Source organism: Streptomyces aculeolatus, assembly GCF_020400605.1.
GTDB lineage: Bacteria > Actinomycetota > Actinomycetes > Streptomycetales > Streptomycetaceae > Streptomyces > Streptomyces aculeolatus.
Genome location: NZ_JAINRD010000003.1, coordinates 316,810 through 339,317, shown reverse-complemented (window position 1 = coordinate 339,317; position 22,508 = coordinate 316,810). Strand labels below are relative to the sequence as shown.

23 protein-coding genes are annotated in these 22,508 nt (G+C 75.9%); 12 read left to right on the top strand and 11 right to left on the bottom strand.

What is annotated here, in order from left to right:
• Window positions 1-31: 31 nt before the first annotated feature.
• A complete protein-coding gene (locus tag LG396_RS07935) occupies window positions 32-544 on the top strand; it encodes a DinB family protein (protein ID WP_225794276.1) in 513 nt (170 codons plus the stop codon).
• Window positions 545-605: 61 nt separating this feature from the next.
• Entirely contained in the window at window positions 606-842 is a 237-nt protein-coding gene (locus tag LG396_RS07930; protein WP_018837089.1) for a lipopolysaccharide assembly protein LapA domain-containing protein, read from the top strand.
• Between the two features lie 18 nt (window positions 843-860).
• Here LG396_RS07930 and LG396_RS07925 read toward each other — a convergent pair whose 3' ends face one another.
• Window positions 861-1,736, bottom strand: a complete 876-nt coding sequence (locus LG396_RS07925) for a LysR family transcriptional regulator (RefSeq protein WP_225794189.1) — start codon at window positions 1,734-1,736, stop codon at window positions 861-863.
• A gap of 73 nt (window positions 1,737-1,809) precedes the next feature.
• On the opposite strand from LG396_RS07925, the gene LG396_RS07920 reads away from it, so the two are divergent.
• The 4 genes from LG396_RS07920 to LG396_RS07905 are packed head-to-tail and all read left to right on the top strand — an operon-like array spanning window position 1,810 to window position 4,856.
• Window positions 1,810-3,360 (top strand): pyridoxal phosphate-dependent decarboxylase family protein, encoded by a 1,551-nt coding sequence (locus LG396_RS07920; protein WP_225794188.1) that lies wholly within the window; start codon window positions 1,810-1,812, stop codon window positions 3,358-3,360.
• A 10-nt stretch (window positions 3,361-3,370) separates the two neighbouring features.
• Window positions 3,371-3,895 (top strand): endonuclease domain-containing protein, encoded by a 525-nt coding sequence (locus tag LG396_RS07915; protein WP_225794187.1) that lies wholly within the window; start codon window positions 3,371-3,373, stop codon window positions 3,893-3,895.
• 7 nt (window positions 3,896-3,902) lie between these two features.
• Entirely contained in the window at window positions 3,903-4,274 is a 372-nt protein-coding gene (locus LG396_RS07910) for a glyoxalase superfamily protein (RefSeq protein WP_018837091.1), read from the top strand.
• A gap of 27 nt (window positions 4,275-4,301) precedes the next feature.
• Window positions 4,302-4,856: a GNAT family N-acetyltransferase gene (locus LG396_RS07905; protein WP_100301381.1), complete on the top strand. Its 555-nt coding sequence runs from the start codon at window positions 4,302-4,304 to the stop codon at window positions 4,854-4,856.
• 22 nt (window positions 4,857-4,878) lie between these two features.
• On the opposite strand, the gene LG396_RS07900 is transcribed toward LG396_RS07905, so the two are convergent.
• On the bottom strand, window positions 4,879-5,226 hold the full coding sequence (locus tag LG396_RS07900) for a VOC family protein (RefSeq protein ID WP_018837093.1): 348 nt from the start codon (window positions 5,224-5,226) through the stop codon (window positions 4,879-4,881).
• 77 nt (window positions 5,227-5,303) lie between these two features.
• The gene (locus LG396_RS07895; RefSeq protein ID WP_225794186.1) at window positions 5,304-6,104 is read right to left on the bottom strand and encodes a methyltransferase domain-containing protein; all 801 of its coding nucleotides are present in this window, start codon (window positions 6,102-6,104) and stop codon (window positions 5,304-5,306) included.
• A gap of 163 nt (window positions 6,105-6,267) precedes the next feature.
• On the opposite strand from LG396_RS07895, the gene LG396_RS07890 reads away from it, so the two are divergent.
• The 3 genes from LG396_RS07890 to LG396_RS07880 all read left to right on the top strand — a co-directional run bounded on the left by LG396_RS07890 (window position 6,268) and on the right by LG396_RS07880 (window position 9,055).
• Window positions 6,268-6,510 carry a DUF6158 family protein gene (locus tag LG396_RS07890; protein ID WP_018837095.1) on the top strand — a complete coding sequence of 81 codons (243 nt, stop codon included), beginning with the start codon at window positions 6,268-6,270 and terminating at the stop codon, window positions 6,508-6,510.
• Between the two features lie 212 nt (window positions 6,511-6,722).
• Window positions 6,723-8,027 carry an aminotransferase class I/II-fold pyridoxal phosphate-dependent enzyme gene (locus LG396_RS07885; protein ID WP_225794185.1) on the top strand — a complete coding sequence of 435 codons (1,305 nt, stop codon included), beginning with the start codon at window positions 6,723-6,725 and terminating at the stop codon, window positions 8,025-8,027.
• Complete coding sequence (locus tag LG396_RS07880) at window positions 8,024-9,055, top strand: MBL fold metallo-hydrolase (protein WP_225794184.1); 1,032 nt, start codon at window positions 8,024-8,026, stop codon at window positions 9,053-9,055. Before LG396_RS07885 ends, LG396_RS07880 begins: the two co-directional genes overlap by 4 nt.
• 56 nt (window positions 9,056-9,111) lie before the next feature.
• On the opposite strand, the gene LG396_RS07875 is transcribed toward LG396_RS07880, so the two are convergent.
• Entirely contained in the window at window positions 9,112-9,753 is a 642-nt protein-coding gene (locus LG396_RS07875; RefSeq protein WP_018837098.1) for a DedA family protein, read from the bottom strand.
• Window positions 9,754-9,755: 2 nt separating this feature from the next.
• Entirely contained in the window at window positions 9,756-10,538 is a 783-nt protein-coding gene (locus LG396_RS07870; RefSeq protein WP_037746950.1) for an MBL fold metallo-hydrolase, read from the bottom strand.
• A gap of 149 nt (window positions 10,539-10,687) precedes the next feature.
• Here LG396_RS07870 and LG396_RS07865 point away from each other — a divergent pair, with 149 nt between their 5' ends.
• On the top strand, window positions 10,688-13,168 hold the full coding sequence (locus LG396_RS07865; RefSeq protein WP_225794183.1) for a phage holin family protein: 2,481 nt from the start codon (window positions 10,688-10,690) through the stop codon (window positions 13,166-13,168).
• Window positions 13,169-13,186: 18 nt separating this feature from the next.
• Here LG396_RS07865 and LG396_RS07860 read toward each other — a convergent pair whose 3' ends face one another.
• Window positions 13,187-14,143 (bottom strand): LysR family transcriptional regulator, encoded by a 957-nt coding sequence (locus LG396_RS07860; protein ID WP_018837101.1) that lies wholly within the window; start codon window positions 14,141-14,143, stop codon window positions 13,187-13,189.
• Window positions 14,144-14,394: 251 nt separating this feature from the next.
• Between LG396_RS07860 and LG396_RS07855 the strand changes: the two genes are divergently transcribed.
• A complete protein-coding gene (locus LG396_RS07855) occupies window positions 14,395-14,820 on the top strand; it encodes a hypothetical protein (RefSeq protein ID WP_145900262.1) in 426 nt (141 codons plus the stop codon).
• 63 nt (window positions 14,821-14,883) lie between these two features.
• Here LG396_RS07855 and LG396_RS07850 read toward each other — a convergent pair whose 3' ends face one another.
• The 3 genes from LG396_RS07850 to LG396_RS07840 form a co-directional block, all read right to left on the bottom strand.
• Window positions 14,884-16,995: a sulfatase family protein gene (locus tag LG396_RS07850; protein ID WP_225794182.1), complete on the bottom strand. Its 2,112-nt coding sequence runs from the start codon at window positions 16,993-16,995 to the stop codon at window positions 14,884-14,886.
• Window positions 16,996-17,257: 262 nt separating this feature from the next.
• Window positions 17,258-19,369, bottom strand: a complete 2,112-nt coding sequence (locus LG396_RS07845) for a sulfatase-like hydrolase/transferase (RefSeq protein WP_225794181.1) — start codon at window positions 19,367-19,369, stop codon at window positions 17,258-17,260.
• 149 nt (window positions 19,370-19,518) lie between these two features.
• Window positions 19,519-20,397, bottom strand: coding sequence for a helix-turn-helix domain-containing protein (locus tag LG396_RS07840; protein WP_018837105.1), 879 nt, complete (start codon window positions 20,395-20,397; stop codon window positions 19,519-19,521).
• A 73-nt stretch (window positions 20,398-20,470) separates the two neighbouring features.
• On the opposite strand from LG396_RS07840, the gene LG396_RS07835 reads away from it, so the two are divergent.
• A complete protein-coding gene (locus LG396_RS07835) occupies window positions 20,471-20,779 on the top strand; it encodes a 4a-hydroxytetrahydrobiopterin dehydratase (protein WP_225794180.1) in 309 nt (102 codons plus the stop codon).
• A gap of 42 nt (window positions 20,780-20,821) precedes the next feature.
• On the opposite strand, the gene LG396_RS07830 is transcribed toward LG396_RS07835, so the two are convergent.
• Complete coding sequence (locus LG396_RS07830; protein ID WP_100301391.1) at window positions 20,822-21,547, bottom strand: tyrosine-protein phosphatase; 726 nt, start codon at window positions 21,545-21,547, stop codon at window positions 20,822-20,824.
• Window positions 21,548-21,660: 113 nt separating this feature from the next.
• Window positions 21,661-22,488 (bottom strand): aldo/keto reductase, encoded by an 828-nt coding sequence (locus LG396_RS07825; protein WP_100301392.1) that lies wholly within the window; start codon window positions 22,486-22,488, stop codon window positions 21,661-21,663.
• Between the last annotated feature and the right edge of the window lie 20 nt (window positions 22,489-22,508).

The window sequence follows — 22,508 nt, the reverse complement described above, 5'->3', positions numbered from 1 at the left end:
CGCGAAGGGCCCGCCGCCGGACCGGTCGCGGATGCCGATCGACGAGCCCGCACCCGGCTCCCGCACGGACCCGCGCGAGCTGCTGGACACCTACCTCGACCACTACCGGGCCGAGGTGCTGCGCAAGCTCGACGGCCTCGCCGAGGAGGAGCTGCGCTCCAGCCGGGTGGCCTCCGGCTGGACGCCGCTGGAACTGCTGGTCCACCTGACGTGGGTGGAGCGCCGCTGGTTCGAGTGGGGCTTCGCCGCCCGGCCGCTGCCCGACCCGTGGGGCGACCGCGGCCCCGACGACCGCTGGACGGTCCCGGCCGACACCGGCACCGAGGAGCTGAAGGACGACTTCCGGGCGGCGTGCGCCCGCTCCCGGGAGATCGTCGCGGGCGTGCCGCTGGACCGCGCGGCCGCCGTCGGCGGGCGCTTCGGGAGCGCGGCCGAGGCGCCGTCGCTGGCGCTGATCCTCTTCCACGTGCTGCAGGAGTACGCGCGCCACGCCGGCCACCTCGACATCGTGCGGGAGCTGGCCGACGGCGTCACCGGCGGATGACGTTCGCCCGAACGGCCCGGCCCGCCGGGCGCCGCGCCGGCCGCGGGATGATGCTGGGCCCATGGCTCGTACCACGGCACGGACGGACGGCGCGCGCGGCACCGGGCAGGCGCTCACCCCACGCAGGGTGGTCGCGATCGTGCTGGCCGCCCTCGGCCTGGCCTTCATCTTCCAGAACACCCGGCGCACCCGCATCCAGCTGCTCTTCTGGGAGGTCACCACGCCGCTGTGGCTGGCGCTGCTCGCGGTGGCGGTCATCGGCATGATCGTGGGGTGGATGCTCCAGCGCCGCAGATGACGCCGGAGCAGGGCTGACTCAGCCGGTTGCGAGCAGCGCCGCGCGCACCGCCCGTACGGGCGCGGTGCGGGCGTCCCGCGTGCGGTGGGCGAGGGCGAGGGTCAGCTCCCAGCGCGGCAGGTCGGTGACGGGCAGTTCGACCAGCTCGCCGGCGGCCAGGTCGGGGCCGACGGTGGAACGGGTCAGCACCCCGGTGTGGCTGCCGCGGCGGGCGAGTCCCGCGACGGTCTCGGCGGGGGAGACCGGGTGGATCCTGCCGGCCGGTACGGGGGCGGCGCGCAGCAGGTCCAGGAATCGCGCCGCGCCGTCGCCCCACGTCGTACAGGCCACCGGATACGCCGCCAGGTCCCGGATCCGCAGCGGGCCGCCGGCGGCCAGTGGATGCGCCGGGCGGGCGACGCAGACGACCGGGTCGGTCAGGAACGGCTCTACGGTCAACGTGTGCGGATACGGGCCGGGCACCACGAACCCGATGTCGACGGTGTGGTCGTCCAGGCCGCGCACCACCTCTTCGCTGTGCACGTCGGTGCAGGTGACGTCGACGTCGAGCGGCGCGAGGGCGTCGAGCACCCGCGGCACCACGGTCGGTGCGAACGTGGCATGCAGGGCGATGCGGACGCGCGGGCGGTCGCGTTCTGCCCGTACTGCCGCGACCGCCTCCTCGGCGAGCGCCAGGCACCGCTCGGCGTAGGGCAGCAGCCGCTCACCGGCCGCGGTGAGCCGTACGCCCCGGCCGCCGCGGAGGAACAGCGGGCGCCCCAGGTCGCGTTCGAGCCGGGACATCCGCTCGCTGACCGCCGGCTGGCTCAGCCGCAGCCGCGCCGCGCCCCGGCCGAAGCTGCCGGCCGCGGCCACCGAGCGGAACACCCGCAGATCCTCCAACGACAAGGCCATAGGAAAACCCTATGTCCTGTCATCGGAAAGACGCCCCTTCCCTGTCGCCGGGCCGGTTGTGAAGATCGGCCCCATGCACGTACCCATGCACGACGACGACCTCACCGCGGCGGCGCTCGCCGCCGAGCACCGGCGCCTGGGCGCCGCGGCGACCCGGCTGGTCGCCGACTACGCCGCCGCGCTCGACGACCTCCCCGTCTGCTCCGACGCCACCCCGGCCGCGCTGCGCGAGCGGTTCGCCGGGCCGCTGCCCGAGCAGGGCACGGACCCGCTGGAACTGCTCGGCGTGCTCGCCCGCGACGTCGTCGCCGACGCCACCCAGATCTCCGGCCCGCGCTACTTCGGCCTGTTCAACCCCGCGCCGCTGCCCGTCGCCGTCTGGACCGACGCGCTGTGCTCCGCGCTCAACCAGAATGCCGCCGCCTGGCGGCAGTCGCCCACCGCGACCGCGCTGGAGGAGCGCGTCCTCGGCTGGCTGTGCGAGCTGCTCGGCTACGGCGACGGTGCGTTCGGCACGCTCACCAGCGGCGGGTCCGAGGCGAACCTCATCGGGCTGAAGTGCGCCAGGGACGCCGCGGACGCCTCGGCCGCCACCGCCGGGCCCGGCGGGGCGCGGCTGCGCGTGTACGCCTCGGAACAGGCCCACTTCTCGCTCGTCAAGGCCGTGGACGTGCTCGGGGTCGGACGGGCGAACCTGCGCCGTATCGGCACCGACGCGCGCTTTCGCGTCCGCGTCGGCGAGTTGCGCGCCGCCGTCGAGCGGGACCTCGCCGCCGGGCTGCGGCCCGCCTGCGTCGTCGGCGTGGCGGGCACCACGTCCACCGGCGCCGTCGACCCGCTGGCCGAACTCGCGGACGTGGCCGCGGAGTACGGGCTGTGGTACCACGTCGACGCGGCGTACGGCGGGGCGCTTGCGTTCTCCCCCGCGCACCGCGGCCTGCTGGGGGGCGTGGCGCGGGCGGACTCGGCGACGCTGGATCCGCACAAGTGGATGTTCGTGCCGTTCTCCTGCGGCGCGCTGCTGACCCGCGGCGGCGCGCGGGTGCTGCGCGACGCGTTCGACACCGATCCGGCGTACCTCGACGACCGGCGCGGCGCGGAGCGGCGGGCGGCGGAGGGCGCCCCGGACGGCGCCGCCGGCGACGGCGCGGACGGCGCCCCTGACGACAGCCCGCTCGACTTCTTCCGGCTGGGCCAGCTCGGCACCCGGCGTGCCAACGCGCTCAAGCTGTGGGCAGCCCTCGCCGGCCTCGGCCGCGACGGCTACCGCCGCATCGTCGAGCGGCAGTTGGACCTCACCCGGTACCTCGCCGCGGAGCTGGCCGCGGCGGACGGCTTCGAGGCGGTCGGCGACGTGCAGACCGCGGTGTGCTGCGTGCGCTATCTCCCCGAGGCGGTGCGCGGGGCGCCGGCCGGCACGCGGGACGCGGTGCAGCGCGCGCTCCAGCAGCGCGTCGAGCGCGGCGGGCGGGCGTGGGTGGCGACCACGGTACTCGACGGGCGGCGGGCGCTGCGGATCAACGTCAACGGGTTCCTCACCCGCCGGGAGCATGTGGACGAACTCGTCGCGCTGCTGCGGGCGGAGGGGCCGCGGGCGGCGGCCGATGTCAGTGCAGGGCCGTAGCGTCGGCGGCATGAGCAGCACGCCGCCGCCGGGCCGCGAGGTCCCCGCCTGCCACGACTGGACGCCGCCCGGCGCGGCCCTCGCACCGGCCGGCCCGGGCGGGGCGCTCGCGGTGATACGGCGCTGGCAGGACGGCCGGTGCGCGGTCTGCGGGCTGCGCCCGGACCGGCTCGTCATCGACCACCACCATGTCTCCGGCCTGGTCCGCGGCCTGCTCTGCGCGTCGTGCAACGTCGCCGAGGGCCGCCGCACGTCGTACTATGCCGAGCCCTACGCCTCGTACCGCCGCCGCCCGCCCGCGCTGATCGTCGGCCTCACCGAGCGCTACCCCCACTGGCGCCCGAACGCCTACCACTACGTCCTCGGCGACCCTCCCGACGACCCCGCGCTCGCCGCCCGCGTCCTCGGGCACCTCATACGCCACCCGCCCCGGCGCCCCGCGGGCCGCCCGGTCGAGATCCCCGGACTGCCCGGCCACTACCTGGTGGGAGACGGAATGCGCCGTCTCGCCGAGCGGCTGGCGGCGGAGGCATAGTGGAGGCATGACTGTCCTGTTCCGGCGTACCGTCCCGATCTTCCGCATCTTCGACATCGCCAAGGCGCGCGAGTTCTACCTCGACTACCTGGGGTTCACAGTCGACTGGGAGCACAGGTTCTCCGACGGGCTCCCGCTCTACATGCAGGTCTCCCGCGGCGACCTCACCCTCCACCTCAGCGAGCACTACGGCGACGCCAGCCCCGGCGCCACCGCCTATATCGAGGTCGACGGCGCGGGCGAGCTGCACGCGGAGCTGAAGGCCAAGGACTATCCGTACCTGAAGCCCGGGCTCGAGGAGGACGCCGGCATCGGCACGATCCTGGAGCTGACCGACCCCTTCGGCAACCGGCTGCGGTTCGTCCAGCCGAACCCCTGACCGGCAGGCGGGGCGTACACTCGCCCGGTGCCAGAGAACGACGTCCTCGCGGCCGGCGGCCGGACCGCGATCCGCATCCCGCGCCCCGCGGACGAGGAGGAGTTCCTCGCCCGCGCGCGAGCCAGCACAGGACTCCACCGCCCGTGGCTGTCCCCGCCCGCCACCCCCGCCGACTACCGCGCCTACCTGGAGCGGCTCACCGAGCCGCAGACCGAGGGATTCCTCGTCTGCGAGCGGGAGTCCGGCGCCATCGCCGGCTTCGTCAACATCAACGCCATCGTGCGCCGCGCCTTCCTCTCCGGCGCCCTCGGGTACGCGGCCTTCGTGCCGTACGCCGGCCGCGGCCACATGTCCGAGGGCATCGGCCTGGTCGTCCGGCACGCCTTCACGCACCTCGGCCTGCACCGCCTGGAGATCAACGTCCAGCCGGGCAACGCCGCGTCCATCGCGCTGGCCAAGCGAGCGGGTTTCCGCCTGGAGGGCTTCTCGCCGGACTACCTGTTCATCGACGGCGCCTGGCGCGACCACGAACGCTGGGCGCTGACCGCCGAGATGACCGACCTCCCCGGCGCCGCACGCTAGCCGGCAGCGGCAGCGGCAGCGGTCAGCGGCGGCGGTCGACGTACTCGAAGATGCTGCCGTCGGGGTGGCGCGCGACCATGTTGCGCCCGATCGGCGTCTCCGACGGGCCCGCGACGATCTCGGCGCCGACCGAGCGGAGCGTCGCGTAGGCCTCGGTGACGTCCTTGACCGCCAGCGTCGCGGTGATTCTGCGCAGCACGTCGAGGGTCTGCGGCGGACCGGACATCAGCAGGAAGCAGCCGACCGCGGCGACGGAGACGCCCGCCTGCGAGAAGTGCTGCGCCTGTTCGCCGGTCAGCCTCTCGTACGTGTCGACGGCGGACTCCAGGTCGTCCACGCAGATGCGCAGTGAGGTGCCGAGGATCTCCATGGGGAGAGTCTAGGGGCGGCGAAGCCCGTTGCGGCGCCGGGCCGTTGGAGCGGGTACGGGCCGGGGTCGCGGGGCCGTCACGGCACCCGGCAGAGCACCTCGCCGTGCAGCACCGCGAACCACGCGCCGTCCGCCGCGCCCCACTCCCGCCAGCCGGCCGCGATCCGCGCCAGCGCCGCCGCGTCCGCGTGCCCGCCGTCGACCGCGAGGCGGGCGTACGACGACGCCGTCGTGCGGTCCGCCCACGACTCGCTCCACCAGGCGCGCTCCTCCGGCGCCGCGAAGCACCACGCGCTCGCCGAGGCCGTCACGTCCTCGAACCCCGCCTCGCGGGCCCACGCCGCCAGCCGCCGCCCCGCGTCCGGCTCGCCGCCCGAGGCGCGGGCCACCCGGCGGTAGGTGGCCAGCCAGTCGTCCAGGGCGGGCACACCGGGGTACCAGGTCATCGCCTCGTAGTCGGCGTCCCGCGCGGCGACGAGGCCGCCGGGGCGGCACACCCGGCGCATCTCGGCCAGCGCCCGCACCGGGTCGCCGAGGTGCTGGAGCACCTGGTGGGCGTGGACAACGTCGAAGGAGTCGTCCGGGAAGTCCAGTGCCTCGGCGTCGGCGACGCCGAACTCCACGTTCGCCACGCCCCGTTCCGCCGCAGCCGCGCGCGCCGTGGTGAGGATCGCCTCCTGCGCGTCGACGGCGGTGACCCGGCCCTGCGGCACGAGGGCGGCGAGGTCGGCGGTGATCGTGCCGGGGCCGCAGCCGAGGTCGAGGACGTGCATCTCCGGGCGCAGCTCGCCGATCAGGTACGCCGCCGAGTTGGCGGCCGTGCGCCAGCGGTGCGAGCGCAGCACCGAGTCGTGGTGTCCGTGGGTGTAGACCGTCATGTGCGGCAGCCTATCCGTCGTCTCGTATGACGAGAAGCATCGTCTTGCAATGCGGGAATGAGGGGTGTGCTCGGCGAGGACGGGTACGCCGCCCGGGTAGCAGCGGGGCACGGATTGCCCGATCCTGGGAGACGCAGACAGCCGGCGTGAAGGAGAGCCGCAGATGGGCGAGAGCGACCGGCGCCGGGGCGGTATCGCCCCCGCGCGGCTGACCGACCAGCAGCTGATCAAGGAGCTGGAGACCATCCACCGCACCCGTCACGACACGCTGCTGCACGGCTCGGCGGCGGCGCTCGCGATGCACAACACCCGCATGGCGCAGCTCGAAGGCGAGTACCTGAGCCGGCACCCCGAGCGCTCCGTCGCCCTCGGCCGCACCCGAGAGGGCGCGCGCGAGCGCGGCTGAGGACCCGTACGGAGGGGACGCGCGCGACCGGGGACGCACGGGCCGGACCCGCGGCCGCGGCCGCACCCTGCGCCCCTCCCGTACCGACCGGTCCCCACCTCACCTGACCAGGCGCGCAGCCCACCGCCCCGGCGGCCGCCCGATCTGGGACAGTGAGAGAGATCCGCACCCTTGTGAGCGCCCGACGGGCGCGTGACGGCAGGAGGTGGCGCATGCAGCAGGCCGTCCCCGACGCCGGTCTGCCACCCCCCGCCGAACTCGTCGACGGCTTCGCCCGCGCCGCCACCGCCGCCCCCGGGCCGCCCGGCGGCGGCACCGGGCTGCGCGCCGCCGCCGCGGGCTACTGGCACCGCCGGGGGCTGGCCACCGACCCCGCGCAGACCGCCGCCGCACCCGGCGGCCCCGCGCTGCTCCTCGCCCTGGTCGCCGCGGTCGGCGGCGAGGTGCTGCTGCCCCGCCCCTCGGCGTCCTGGTACGCGGCGCAGCCGGGGATCCTCGGCCGCGCCGTGCACCGCGTGCCCACCACCGCGGAGTCCGGCGGCGCCCCCGACCCGGTCGCGCTGCTGGAGACCGTGCGCCGGGTACGGGCCGAGGGCGGCGACCCGCGACTGCTGGTCCTCTCCGTCGCCGACGACCCCACCGGCACCGTGCCGCCGCCGGAGCTGGTGCACGAGGTCTGCGAGGCGGCGGCCCGGGAGGGGCTCGTCGTCGTCAGCGACGAGACGTACCGCGACACCCTGCACGACCCGCACGCCACCGTGCTCGTCAGCCCCGCCGAGATGCTGCCCGACGACGTCGTCGTCCTCGCCGACCTCGGCGGCACGCTCACCCCGCCCGGCTGGCCCGCCGCCGTGGCCCGCTTCCCCGCCACCCGCGCGGGCGCCGCGCTGCACGCCACCGCGCTGGCCGTGCTCGGCACCGCCGTGCCGCCGCTGCCGCCGCCCGTCGCGGCCGCCGCCGCGGCGGCGCTCGCCGAGCCGCCCGCCGTCACCGGCCGGCTGGCCGCCGGCATCCGGCTGCACGCGGGGCTCACCGCGGCCGTACGGGACGTGCTGACCGCCGCCGGCGCGCTGGTCCGGCCGCCGCAGGCCGGCTACCACGTGTACGCGGACCTCGAAGCCCTGCGGGAGGACCTGGCCCGCGGCGGCGTCGTGGACGCCGTGGACCTGGAGTCCGCCGTCGTCCGGGCGCTCGGCCCCGGCGCCCGCGCCCGCGCCGTCGCCGGCGCGCAGCGCTTCGGCGACGACCTGACCGCGCTGCGGCTACGGGTGGCCACGGCGCCGCTGCTCGGCGACGCGGGCGGCGCGCACGCCGCCGTCCTCGCCTCCGCCCAGGCCCGGCCGCCCGCCGCCGCCGCGACCACCCTGACCCCCGCCGCCGCGCCCGCCTCCGAAGCCCCGGCAGCCTCCCGGGTCCCGGGGGCCGAGCCGGCGGATCCCGCGGAATGGCCGCAGGTGGCGGAGGCGTTGAGAGCCCTCGGATCGGCCCTCACCGAGCTGACGGGAGCCGGCCGTTGACCAGCCAGTCACAGCGGACGGGAGCCGCCGGCCGCGCCGCACCGGCCGAGCGCGCCGCCACGAAGCCGCGCCCCCTCGGCGAGATCCGCCGCTGGCCGCGGTCCTTCACCGACCGCCTCAACGCCCCCCTCCCCGGCATCGCCATGCTCGCCCGGCTGGCCCGCACCGGCCAGTTCCGCCCGGCGCAGCGCACCCTCGACGAGATCCCCGAACTGCCCTACGAGCCCGGCCCGCTGCCCGCCGCGGGCCCCGGCACCGTCGCCGTCACCTGGGCCGGGCACGCCAGTTGGGTGCTGCGCATCGGCGGCCTGACCGTGCTCACCGACCCGCTGTGGTCCCGCCGGATCCTCGGCACCCCCGCCCGCGTCACCCCCGTCGGCGTGCGCTGGGAGGACCTGCCGCCCATCGACGCCGTCGTCGTCTCCCACAACCACTACGACCACCTCGACCGCCCCACCCTGAAGCGGCTGCCGCGCACCACCCCGCTGTTCGTGCCCGCCGGGCTCGCCCGCTGGTGCCGCCGCCGCGGCTTCACCCGCGTCACCGAACTGGACTGGTGGGAGGCCGCGGAACTGCCCGCGCCCGGCGGGCCGGTGCGCTTCGACTTCGTACCGGCGCACCACTGGAGCAAGCGCACGCTGACCGACACCTGCCGCTCGCTGTGGGGCGGCTGGGTGCTCACCGACGGCGCCGGCCGGCGGGTCTACTTCGCCGGCGACACCGGCTACGGCCACTTCTTCGAGGAGATCGGCCGCCGCCTGCCGGGCATCGCCCTCGCGCTGCTGCCCATCGGCGCGTACTCGCCGCGCTGGATGCTGGGCCCGGTGCACATGGACCCCGAGCAGGCCGTGCGCGCCTGCGCCGACGTCGGTGCGCGGCGGATGGCGCCGATGCACTTCGGCACGTTCCTGCTGTCGGCGGAGCCGCCGCTGGAGCCGCTGCGGCGGGTGCGCGCGGCGTGGGAGCGCACCGGCCGGCCGCGGGCGGAGCTGTGGGACCTGCCCGTGGGGGCGTCGCGCGTGCTGTGAGAGCGGGGGGCGTGCGGTGCGTACGCGGGGCGCATGGCCGCGTGGGCGCGTACCGGCTACGCGTCCTGCCCCCGGCCGTCGCCCCGCAGCCGGCGCCACACCGGCGGCGCCACGCTGATCAGCACCGTCAGCGCCACCGCGGCGGCCACCCCCTGCCAGGGCTCGGGGAAGAGCGAGCCGCCGAGGATGCCGATCAGCTGGTACGTGGCCGCCCACGCCAGGCAGGCGGGGAAGTTGCCGCGGACGAACGTGCGCAGCGGCATCCGCGCAAGCAGGCACGCCAGCATCACCGGGATCCGCCCGGCGGGCATCAGCCGCGACAGCACCAGCACGGAGATCCGGTGCCGCTCCAGCTTCTGCTGCGCGCCGGCCAGTTGCTCGGGCGCGACGCGGTCGCGCAGCCGGTCGAGCCAGCGCGAGCCGCCCCGCGAGCGCACGCCGCGGCTGCCCAGCCAGTACAGGGCGACGTCGCCGAGGAAAGCGGCGACGGAGGCGGTGGCGAAGACGAGCAGCAGCGCGTACGCGGCCTCGTGGTGGAAGGCGACGACGGCGGCGGAGCTGACCACGGCGCCCGTCGGCACCACGGGCACCATCGCGCCCACGAGCACGAGCAGGAAGAGCGAGGGGTAGCCCACCGCCTGCTGCGCGGGGGCCACGTCCCGGGCGGCGGCGAGCAGTCCGGGCGGCGCGTTCGGCACCCTCAACGAGCCGCCTCCAGCCGCATGCTCTCGCCGTGCCCCAGCCGGTGCACCGACACCCCGGGCGCCAGCGCGGCCGCCCGGCGGACGAAGTCGTGGCCGGGGGCGTGGAACTCGTGCGGGCGGACGGCGTCCATGCCGATCGGCCAGTACGTGCCGTAGTGCACCGGCACCGCCGCACGGGGCGCCAGTTCCGCCAGCGCCTCGGCGGCGCGGCCCGGGTCGAGGTGCCCGTGCCCGAGGAACGGACCCCAGCCGCCGACGGGCAGCATCGCCACGTCGCAGGGGCCCACGGCGCGGGCCATGCCGTCGAAGAGGCCGGTGTCGCCGGCGAAGTAGGTGCGGGCCTCGCCCTCGATGACGTAGCCCAGCGCGGGCGCGGTGCGCGTCCCGTACGGCCAGCGGCGGCCGTCGTGCGCGGCGGGCACGGCGCGGATCGTCAGCGGCCCGGCGGCGACCTCGTCCCCGGGGCGCACCTCGGTCACCGGCAGGCCCCGCGAGGCGGCGAGCCGCCCCAGACCGGGCACGGCGCCGCGGGCCCCGTACGGCACGACGAGCCGGGTGCCGGGGGTGAGCCGGGCCAGCGACGGCAGGTGGAGGTGGTCGGAGTGCAGGTGGGAGACGACCACGACGTCGGCTATCGCGGCCGCCGGCGGCGGCAGCGCGCCGCGGCGCCGCCGCAGGTGCATCAGCCGCGCCACGAACAGCGGGTCGGTCAGCACCCGCACCCCCGAGTCCCGCACGGTCGCGGTGGCATGTCCCCACCACGTGATCTCGACCGGCAACGCCCGCTCCCTCCGCCGCCACCACCTGCCCCGGCCCCACCGAGGGTACGGCGTCCCGCCCGCCGGGTGCGGCGTCGCGGGGCCGGGCGGAATCGGTTGCCGCCCGGCTGTGGAAGGCTGGTACGACAGGAGCGGAGGTGAGACAGCGCATGGCAGAGCCGCGGAAGGCGCCCGGCGAGGACACCGGGCCGGGCGGGGAGCCCGGGTCCGGGGAGGGCGCGGGGGAGGGCGCGAGACCCGGCCCGGACGACGGGTCCGGGCCGCGGACCGGGTCCCGTACGGGCACGGACGCCCGGTCCCGCACGGAGACCGGTCAGCCGACCCGCAGGGACGCGGCAGACCCGTCCCGTACCGGGCCGGACCCCGAGACCCCCGCGGACCCCGACCCGGACTCCGGCCCGGACCGCGGCCCCGATCCGGACCCCGGCGCCGGCATGGCCGCCCTGCGGGCCGCGACCACGCGCAAGGGCAGGCGCGCCGCCGCCCGCGCCCTCGGCCGGATCGTCGTCGTGTGGGCCGTCGGCACGGTGACGATGCTCATCCTCGCCGGCGCCCTGCCCGACTTCCGGCTCCAGTCGCCCGACGGCGACAGCGCCACGCACATCGCCGTCACCGCCGCCGTCGGCGCCGGCGTCTTCGGCGTGCTCTCCGCGCTGGTGTGGCCGGTGCTCGTCCGGGCCCTGCTGCTGGTGCCCGCCTTCGTGCTCGGCCTGCTCGTGTTCTTCCTCAACGGCTCCCTGCTGCTGATCGCGCTCAGCCTCAACCCCACAGGACGCGGCGAGGCCAACCCGGAGACCGCCGTCGTCGTCGCCGCCGTGATGTCCGCCGCGTCGTCCGCCACCAGCACCGCGCTCACCGTCCGCGACGACGGCGCCTACCGCCGCCGGCTCGCCCGGCTCGCGTACCGCCGCGGCGCCCCCGCCGTGTCCCCGGACGCCGCCCCCGGCATCGTCTTCCTCCAGCTCGACGGCGTCGGCCACGACGTGCTGCACGCCGCGCTGCAGGAGCGCGAGCGGGCCGGCGGGCGCAGCCTCGGCGGGCAGCGGCTGCTCGCGCACCGGCTGCCGCCGGTGATGGAGACCGTCGCCTCCTGGCACGGCACCAGCCACCGGCTCGTCCCCTGGCGCACCGACTGGTCCAGCCAGACCGGCGCCAGCCAGCTCGGCATCCTGCACGGCACCAACGAGGACGTGCCCGCCTTCCGCTGGTACGAGAAGGAGACCGGCGAGGTGATGGTCTGCAGCCACCCCTCCACCGCGCTGGAGCTGGAGCGCCGCGCCGCCGCCCGCGCCGCCGCGGACCCGCCCGCGCCCGGCGGGCTGCTGGCCACCGGCGAGCCCGGCGACACCGCCAGCCGCGGCAACCTGTTCACCGGCGGCGCCACCCAGCTCGCCCTGGTGCTGTCCGTCGCCGTCCGGCGGCAGAAGAAGACCCGCTCGCGCGCCGGGTACTTCGCCTACTTCTCCGACCCCGCCAACGCCTCCCGCACCTTCGCCTCCTTCTTCGCCGAGGCCGGCCGCGAGGTCTTCCAGTCGCTGCGCTCCCGGCTGCGCCGGGAGACGCCCCGCGTCGGCCGCGGTGGGCTGTACCCGTTCGTCCGCGCCTTCGCCACCGTCGTCTCCCGGGACGTCGTCGTGGCCGCCGTCATAGGGGACATGCTCGCGGGGCGCACGGCGGTCTACGCCGACCTCGTCGGATACGACGAGGTCGCCCACTACGCGGGGCCGCAGCACCGCGACAGCCAGCAGGTGCTGCGCCGCATCGACCGCTCGATCGCGCTCGTCGCCAAGGCCGCCGAGCACGCCCCGCGCCCGTACCGCATCGTGCTGCTGTCGGACCACGGCCAGAGCCACGGCCCGACGTTCGCCGCCACGTACGGCCTCACGCTGCAGGACCTGGTACGTGCCGGCTGCGGGCTGCCCGTCTCGCGCCGGGCCGGGAAGTCCAGGAGCGGCGCCGAGGCGCGCACCGCCGCGCGCGCCGCGCTGCGCCGGCCGGAGCGCCCCGAGGACGTGTACGACGGCGAGGGGCGGCGCGGCCTGGAGCCCGTCGTGCTGGGCTCCGGAAACCTGGGCCTGGTGTCCTTCCCCGAACTGCCCGGCGTGGCCAGCCGGGAGACGATCGAGCGCCGCCACCCGGCGCTGCTGCCGGCGCTGACGGAGCATCCCGGGATCGGCTTCGTGCTGGTGCGCTCCGAGGAGCACGGGCCGATGGTCCTCGGCGCCGACGGCGCGGAGCACCACCTGGAGACCGGCAAGGTCGTCGGCATCGACCCGCTGCTGCCGTTCGGGCCCGGCGCCGCGGAGGCGGTGCTGCGCACCGCGCGCTTCCCGCACGCCGCGGACCTCATGGTCAACTCCTCGTACGAACCGCGGACGGGCACCGTGCACGCCTTCGAGGACCAGATCGGCTCGCACGGCGGCCTCGGCGGCGAGCAGAGCCGGGCGTTCCTGTTCTGGCCCGAGGGGCTGACGCCGCCGGCGGCGCCGGGGCAGACGCTGGCCGGCGCCGAGTCGGTGCACCACGTGCTGCGCCGGTGGATAGGCGAGTGCGGCGGGCCGGTCGTGCGCCGGGCGGCGGCCGCCGGGGTGCCGGCGGAGAGCGTGGCGGAGGACCGGCGGGCGGGCTGACCGCGGCCGTGCGGCCCGTCAGCCGGCGGTGCCGTACTCGGGGTGGGTGGCCAGCCACTTCGCGTAGACCGGGTTGCGCCGCGCCGCCTCCGCGTGCGCCGCCCGCGCGTACATCAGCACCGCGGGCGCCGTGCCCGCCGCCGGCGACTCCCGGTGCCAGCCGATGAGGTGCCGCCAGCTCAGCGGCGTCCCCGTGATCGGCACGGTGGTGATCCCCGGCGTCGGCGGCATGGTCGCCCGGCACAGCCCCACCGCGCGGCCGACCTGCACCAGGTGCGCGCACGAGACGGTGTCGGTCTCCAGGATCGGGGCCGGCGTGAACCCGTCCCGCGCGCAGGCCGCCGAGAAGCAGTCGCCGAAGCACCCCTCGCCGGGCACCGTCGTCCACCGGTCCTCGCGGAACCGGCTCAGCTCCAGCTCCGGTTCGTCCGCCGCCGGGTGGTCCTCGGCCAGCATGAAGTACACCGGGTCCGTGCCCACGAGCCGCCACTCCAACTCCTCGGCCGGCGGCGGGCTCTCGCCGCAGACCCCGATCAGCGCGAAGTCCAGCCGCCCCGAGGACGCCATCTCGCTGATCTCCTGCACCGACCAGGAGGTGTACGTGCTCACCGGCTCGTCCGGGTACAGCGCCGCCAGCCGGTCCACCAGCGCCCCCAGCAGCGGCCCGTGGGTGCCGCCGAGCCGGAACCGGTGCACGTCCTCCCAGGCGTTGGCGAACCGCACCGCCTCCTCCTGCAGCTCCCGCACCGCGGGCAGCAGCACCTGCGCCCGGTCGAGCACCAGCTCGCCGAGCGCCGTGGGCCGGGCACCCGCCCGGTCGCGTACGAACAGCGGGCCGCCCAGGGCCCGTTCGATCCGCTTGAGCTGCGCGCTGATCGCCGACTGGGCGAGACCGAGCCGGCCGGCGGCCCGCGTGAGACTCCCCGTCTCCGCGATGGCGCGCACGAGCTTGAGATGCCGCAGTTCCAGTTCCATCGCCGTCTCATCTCAGGCCGGGCACGGGCCGCTTCCGGAAACGTAGAGCCACGGACGCGGCACCGCAATAGCGCAGAAACCGGCAGGTCGCCCGGCCGTGGTCCGGACCGTGGGTGCCGGACATTACCCGGCGGGTAATCGACGTGCGGGACGGGGGCGGGCACCGTGGGGGCATCGGGGCCCGGACCGGCGCACTCCGGCCCGGGTTCCGGCTCCGACCACTACCGATGCCGTCCGGAGGGTGATCCGTCATGTCCGCAGCCGTCTCCCCGACCGCCGCCACCGCCCCGCAGATCACGCTCCGCCGCTGGCTGGGCCTGGACGCCGCCGTCACCGGCGCCAACGGGCTGGCGTACCTGGCCCTCTCCGGCCCCCTGTCCGACCTGCTGGGACTCGACCGCGGGCTGCTGCTCGTGCTCGGCGCGGTGCTCGTCGTCTACGCCCTCGACGTCGCCTGGATCGCCCGCAAGCCCGTGCCGCCCGCGCGGTTGGTGGCGCTGGTGGTCGACATCAACGTCGCGTGGGTGGTCGCGAGCCTCGTCGTCCTCGTCACCGGGGTCGTCGACCCGACGACCGCGGGGTACGTGTGGATCCCGCTGCAGGCGGCGGTGGTGCTGGGCTTCGCCGTCGTCCAGTACGGGCTGCTGCGCGGCATCCGGGCCGCCGCCGGCCGCTGACCGGCCGGGCCCTACGGGCCGCCGCCCCCGGCACTCGCCGGGGGCGGCGGCCGTATGCGCCCGTCAGCGCACCAGCAGCGCCACGATCCGCCAGTTCGCGCCGTCCGGCGCGCCGATGCGCAGTTCGGTGACCCGGCCCGAAGTCCCGCCGTCGAGGACGCACTCCTCCCACTGGTACGCGCCCGCCGGCACCTGCGGCCCGGGCGGGATCACCTCCGTCCCGTCGGCCTCGACGCTGATTCCCGGCGTGGCGTACCCGTCGTCGCCGCGCAGCACGGAGACCGTCCGCCGGCCGGCGGGCAGGTGCAGCCGCAGCAGCGCCGCGGGCTGGTTGTTGACCATGTCGCGGCGCAGTACGTCCGGGGCGCCGCGGTCGCGCGACATCGGCGCCGGGGCCCCGCCCGTCCAGCCGTAGCCGGCGGCCTCCGACCAGGACGAGTCCGGGGTGAGGGCGAGGTACGACGGCGTGAGCGGGGAGCCGACCGGGCCGGCGTCGAGCGCGAGGGCGACGTCGTCGCCGTGCGGCACCGCGTACACGTGCACGGGTTCGCCCGGCACGGTCCGCCCGTCGACCTCGGCGCGGGGCGTCAGTTCGTACGCGGCCAGCCGCCCCGCGGGGGCGGCGACCGCGGCGGGCGGGGTGACCTCGACGTCGAGTACGGGGTCGGTGTCGAGGTCCACGACCTGCCGCACGGTCGTCGTGGCCCACCCCTCGGGCGCCGCCAGCGACACCGCGACCTCGGCGACGGGCTCGCCGCCGGGGCGCAGCGCACGGGTCAGCCGGACCCGTACCGTGTTGGGGCGGTCCGCGAACAGCGGCAGGTCGGCGGTGAGTTCCACCGCCGGGCGCTGCTCGCGCGCGATGTCCTCCTCCAGCGCCGTCAGGAACTCCTGCAGCCGCGCGGTCACCTCCGGCTGCCGCGCCGTCAGGTTCACCGACTCCCGCGGGTCCGCCTCCAGGTCGTACAGCTCGGGCAGATATCTCTGGTCCGAGCCGCGCCGCCGGACGTGCAGCTTCCACCGGCCGTCGCGTACGGCCGCCGCCCGCGAGCTGAGGAAGAACGGCACCGGCGCGCGCTCGCGCAGCCGGGCGCCGCGCAGCGCCGCCGTGAGGTCGGTGCCGTCCAGCGCCACGCCCGGCTCCGGCTCGACGCCGGCCAGCGAGCACACCGTCGGCAGCAGGTCGAGGAAGGAGACCACGTCGTCCGACTCCCGGCCGCGCGGCACGGTGCCCGTCCAGCGGGCGATGAACGGCACCCGCACCCCGCCCTCGAAGACCTCGAACTTCCGGGACCGCAGCCCGCCCGACGAGCCCTCGAACCAGGGCCCGTTGTCCCCGGCGACGACGATGAGGGTCTCGCGGTCCAGACCGCGGTCGGCTATCGCGTCGAAGAGGCGGCCGAGGTGGTGGTCGACGGATTCGATGGCGTCGCCGTACAGGCCGCCGCGGGAGACGCCGTCGAACTCCGGCTCGACGGCGAGCGGGAGGTGGGGCATGGTCTCGGCGAGGTAGATGAAGAACGGCCGGCCGTCGGCGCGGTCGACGACGTCGATCGCCTCGTCGGTGAACCGCCGGGTGAGCGTCGCCAGGTCGGCGTCGCTGCGCAGGACCTCCACGGGTTCCTCGTCCCGCCAGACCTCGGTGGGGTACGTGTCCGCCGTGTACATCGCGTCGACGCCGAAGAAGGAGTCGAAGCCGTGCCGCGCCGGGTGGTGGGCGTCGAGGCGGCCGAGGTGCCACTTGCCGATCGCCGCGGTGACGTAGCCCGCGGTGCGCAGGTACTCGGGGAGGGTGCGCTCGGCCGTGCCCAGCCCGTGCGGGTCGTCGCGGCTCAGCACGTCCGGTATGCCGGTGCGGGGCGGTACGCGGCCGGTGAGCAGCGCAGCGCGCGAGGGGCTGCACACCGGGGCGGCGCAGTAGCCCTGGGTGAAGCGGGTGCCCTGGCGGGCGAGCCGGTCCAGCCGCGGGGTGCGGATCAGCGGATGGCCGTAGCAGCCGAGGTCGCCGTAGCCCAGGTCGTCCAGCAGGACCATGATGACGTTCGGGCCGCCGCGCGGGGGCTTGGCTGGCCGGGCGCTCGCCTTGTGCATGTGGGGCCCGCCGACCGAGACGGATAACCCGGTCGCACCGAGCGTGAGTGCCGATCCTGCGAGGACGTGGCGGCGGCTGGCCAAGACGGACTCCCTTCGTCGCCGGCACGTCGGGAGACCGGCAGGTGCCGCTGATCCTCGGACTTCGGCGGTCCCTGCGTCAAATAAGAGCGTATTACAGGTTTATGAAGGCGTGCGGGAGGGGACGTAATCGCGCCATTCGGGCAAGTGGCGTGCCGGGAGGCCGCGTTGACCGGGTCGCGGCAGTGGAGGCGGGTGGCCGCCAGGAGCCGCGTCGGCGATGCCGGGGCTCAGCGCAGCACCGGGGGCAGCGCACTCGCCGGGGTCAGTGCACCACCAGCGCCACGAGCGTCCACCTGTTGCCCCCGGTGCCGCTCAGCCCCAGCTCGATCGTCCGGCCCTCGGGCCCGCCGTCGAGGATGAACTCCTCCCACCGGTACGCGCCCGCAGGCAGCCGCGGTCCCGGCTCGATCACCCTCTCGCCGTCCGCCGCCACCGCGAACCCGTGCGTGGGCCGCTTGTCGTCGCCGCGCAGCAGCGAGATCCGCCGCCGGCCGGCGGGCAGCCGCAGCCGCAGCACCGCCGCGGACCGGTCCCGGACCATGCCGCGCCGCAGCGGGTCGGGGCCCTCGTGGGCGCGGGACTGCGGCGGGGCGGAGACCCAGCCGAAGCCGGCGGCCCGGCCCCAGGCGGTGGCCGGGGTCAGATGGCGGTACGAGGGCAGCGCCGGACGGCCGTCGGGGCCGGCGTCGAGCGCGAGCGCCGCGTCGCGGCCGTGCGGTACGGCGTGCACCTGCACATCGGCGCCGGTCACGGTCCGCCCGTCGAGGACGACCCGGGGCGTGAGCCGGTGGCCGCGCAGCCGGCCGGCGGGGGCGCCGGCGGAGGGCGGCGGGGTGACGTCGACCTCCAGCACCGGGGCGGCGGCGAGGTCGACGGTCCTGCGCACGGTCGTCGCCGTCCAGCCCGCCGGCACCGCGACGGTCACGGCGACCTCGGCCCTGGCGCGGCCCTCCGGCCGCAGCGCGCGCGACAGCTGTACGCGCAGGGTGTTGGCCCGGCCGGCGAACAGCGGTGGCTCCGCGGTGAGCGCCACCGGCGGGCGCCGCTCCGCGGCGACGTCCTCCTCCAGCTCGGCCAGGAACTTCCGCAGCCGCTCGGTGACCTCCGGCCGGCGCGCGGCCACGTTCGCCACCTCGCGCGGGTCGGCCTCCAGGTCGAACAGCTCGGGCAGGAAGCGCTGGTTCCGGCCGGCCCGCCGGACGTGCAGCTTCCAGCGGCCGTCGCGTACCGCCGCCGCGCGCTTGCCGAGGAAGAACGGCACCGGCGGGCGCTCGCGCAGCCGCTGGCCGCGCAGCACCGCGCGCAGGTCGGTGCCGTCGAGCTTCACCCCGGGCTCCGGCGCCACCCCGGCGAGGCCGCAGAGCGTCGGCAGCAGGTCGAGGAACGACACCACCTCGTGCGACTCCCGGCCACGCGGGACGGTGCCCGTCCAGCGCATGAGGAACGGCACCCGCACCCCGCCCTCGTAGAAGCCGGACTTGCGGCCGCGCAGCCCGCCGGTGGAGCCCTCGAACCAGGGGCCGTTGTCGCTGGCGACGATGACCAGGGTGTCCCGGTCCAGCCCGCGGTCCGCCAGCGCGCGGAAGAGGCGGCCGAGGTGGTGGTCGACGGATTCGATGGCGTCGCCGTAGAGGCCGCCGCGGGAGCGGCCCGCGAACTCCGGCTCGACGGCGAGCGGGAGGTGCGGCATGGTCTCGGCGAGGTAGATGAAGAACGGCCGGTTCCCGGCGCGGTCCATGACGTCGATCGCCTCGTCGGTGAAGCGGCGCGTCATCGTCGCCAGGTCGGCGTCGTCGCGCAGCGTCCCCTCCGGGGCGCCGTTGCGCCAGATCTCGGTGGGGTACGAGTGCTCGGAGAACATCGCGTCGACGCCGAAGTACGAGTCGAAGCCGTGCCGCGCCGGGTGGTTCTCGTCCAGCCGGCCGAGGTGCCACTTGCCGATGGCGGCCGTGTGGTAGCCCGCCTCCCGCAGATAGCCGGGGAGCGTCTTCTCCGCGGCCCGCAGCCCCTGGCTGTCGTCCCGGCTGAGCACGTTGCGCACGCCGGTGCGCGGCGGTACGCGGCCGGTGAGCAGCGCGGCGCGCGACGGGCTGCACACGGGGGCGCCGGAGTAGCCCTGGGTGAACCGGGTGCCCTGGCGGGCCAGCCGGTCCAGGTGCGGGGTGTCGATCAACTCCGAGCCGTAGCAGCCGAGGTCGCCGTAGCCCAGGTCGTCCAGGACGATCAGGACGATGTTCGGACCGCGCCCCGGCGGCCGGGTCGGGTCCGGATCGGCGACCGCCGCACGGGCGTTGGGGGCGCCGGCCGACAGCGGTAAGGCGGTCGCCCCGACCGCGACGGCGGAGGTGGCAAGGACTTCGCGACGGCTGGCCAAGACGTGCTCCCTTCAGGCGCCGGCGCGCTGGAAGGGACCGGCAGTCGTTGCGCCGATCTTGCGCCACGACCGACCTTCCGTCAAATAAAGACCTACTAAAGGTTTATGAAAGCTTGTGGGTGGGAACTCCTTTGCGCCCCGCGGGCGAGTCAGGAACCGAGCTGCTGGCGCAGGTACTTCGTCGTCTCCGGGTCCGCGGGCAGCAGCGTCTCCAGGGCCAGCTCCGAAACCGTCACGTCCATGGGCGTGTTGAAGGTCGAGATGGTCGAGACGAACGACAGCAGGTGCCCGTCGTGCTCGACCCTGAGCGGCAGCGCGAACGGGGCCCGCCCGCCGACCTCGCCGACCTCCTCGTCGCCCGCCTCCGGCGCGAGCGGATAGGCCGCCACCTCGTCGTACAGCTCCTTGAGCGCGGGGGAGCGCACCAGCGAGAGCTGCCGGTCCATCTGGTGCAGCAGATGAGCGCGCCACTGCGGCAGGTTGCGGATCTTCTTCGCCAGCCCGTCCGGGTGCAGGGTCAGCCGCATCGCGTTCAGCGGCGGCCGCAGCAACTCCTCCGGCACCCCGTCGAGGACCAGCAGGATGCCGCGGTTGGCGGCCACCACGTTGTACGCCCCGTCGACCACCACCGCGGGGAACGGCTCGTGCGCGGCGACGAGCTGCTCGACGCCCTGGCGCAGCTCGGCCATCGCCGGGTCGTCGAGCGGCGTCTCGGGGTAGTGGGGCGCGTAGCCGGCGGCGAGCAGCAGCGCGTTGCGTTCGCGTACGGGCATGTCCAGGTGCTCGGCGAGCTTGAGCACCATCGCCCGGCTCGGCTGCGACCGGCCGGTCTCCACGAAGCTGATGTGGCGCGCCGAGGAGTCGGCGCGCAGCGCCAGCTCCAGCTGGCTCAGCCCGCGGCGCTCCCGCCAGCCGCGCAGCAGGGCGCCCGCGGTGGCGGTGGCGGCGCCGTCGTCGGCGCCGCCCGTACGGGGCGGGCCGCCGGCGGGCGGCGTGCCTGGGGTGACGGGGAGGCCGGGGGTCGTCATGTCATCGACGGTAACCGAGCGCCGCGGGGTACTGTCGGCCGGGAACCGCCCCGCCGCGAAGGGAGCCCCGCGCATGGCCGTCGAACCGCTTTCCCCCGAGGACACCGAGGACCGGCTCGCCGGGCTGCCCGGCTGGTCGGTGGCCGAGGGCGAGCTGCTGTCGCGCACGTACCGCTTCCCATCGCATCCGCCCGCCGCGGCGATGGTCGCGGACGTCTCCCGGATCCAGGAGGAGCTGGGACACCACGCGACGCTCACGCTCGGCTACAACACCCTCGATGTCGCCGTCAACACCCACAGCGTGGGCGGCCGGGTCACCGAGCTGGACTTCGACCTCGCGCACCGGGTCGAGGCCGTCGCCCCGGAGCACGGCGCGAGCTGACCGCCGGGCGGCCCGAGCCCGGCGACGGTCCGGCCGGCGGACCTAGTCCGCGGCCAGCAGCCGCTCCCGGACCGACGCGACCGCCGTCTCCGGCAGCCCGGCCCCGACCAGGTACGCCGCCGCGTCGAAGGTCGCGTGCGTGTCGGTGATGACCTGTGTCGCCGTACGCCCCGAGCGGGCCTGGATCGCGGCGATCTCCAGCGTCTGGTCCGGGTGGCCGAGGGCGGCCGCGGCCCGCCGGTGGTTGGGCCCGCTGAGCAGGTAGTCGGCGGCGATGTCCGCCGCGCCCACCCCGGCGAGCGCCAGCAGGACGAACGAGGCGAAGCCGGTGCGGTCACGGCCCGCCGTGCAGTGCACCACGACGCCGCCCGGCGGCGCCGCGGCGATCTCGCGGACGACGGCCGCCGCCACCTTCGGGACGTACTCCAGATACGCGGCCCAGGTCAGCGGGGTCCCCTCCAGGTGGCCCCACTCGCGCCACCAGCGCACGTTGCCCGCCAGCTCGTCCACGGGCACCCGGACCAGGCCGATCGTCTCCGGGCGCGGCAGCCGCGGCCGGTGGTCGGTCTCGTTGCGCAGGTCGACCACCGTGCGGATGCCGTGGTCGGCGACTGCGGCCCAGCCCGCCCCGGTCAGCCCGTCCAGGTTGTCGGCGCGCACCAGCGCGCCGCGCCGGGTGCGGCGGCCGCCGGCCGCGGCCAGCCCGCCGAGGTCGCGTACGTTGAAGCAGCCGTCCCAGTCGAGCTCACGTGCCGCCCGTGCAGCCATCGGGCTCCCCCCTCGATGATCGACTTCCGGTCGCCCCCTCAGACGCGGTTGCGGGTGCAACGGTTCCTGGGCGTGTCTGACGGGACGACCGGCGGCCCGCGGGCGAGGTGGCGTCAGTTCACGTCGTCGGGGTTGTCGCCGATGCGGTTGCCCGCATCCAGGCCCGCGACCGCGGCCATGTCGGCGTCGTCCAGCTCGAAGCCGAAGACGTCGATGTTCTCCCGGATCCGCGACGGCGTGACGGACTTGGGGATGACCACGTTGCCAAGTTGCAGATGCCAGCGCAGCGCGACCTGTGCCGGGGTGCGGCCGTGCTTCTCGCCCAGCTGCCGCAGCACGGGGTCGTCCAGCAGCCCCTTGCCCTGGCCCAGCGGCGACCACGCCTCGGTGGCGATGTTGTGCGCGGCGTGGAAGGCGCGCACGTCGGCCTGGGCGAAGTCCGGGTGCAGCTCGACCTGGTTCAGCACGGGCGCGACGCTGCCCTCGTCCAGGACGCGCTGCAGATGGGCCGGCTGGAAGTTGGAGACGCCGATGGCGCGGGCGCGCCCGTCCGCGTAGATCTTCTCCAGGGCCCGCCAGGTCTCCGGGTACTTGTCCTTGGCCGGCGCCGGCCAGTGGATCAGGTACAGGTCGACGTGGTCCAGGCCCAGCCGGCGCAGCGACTCGTCGAACGCGCGCAGCGCGGCGTCGTAGCCGTGGTCGGAGTTCCACAGCTTGGTGGTGACGAACAGCTCCTCGCGCGGGACGCCGGACCCGGTCAGGGCCTTGCCGGTGCCCTCCTCGTTCCCGTAGACGGCGGCGGTGTCGATGCTCCGGTAGCCGGCGTCGAGCGCGGTGCGCACGGCGGTCTCGGCCTCCGTGTCGGGCACCTGCCACACGCCGAAGCCGAGCTGCGGCATCGCGACGCCGTTGTTGAGGGTGATGGTCGGAACGTTGCTCACGTGGGATGCATCCCTCTTCG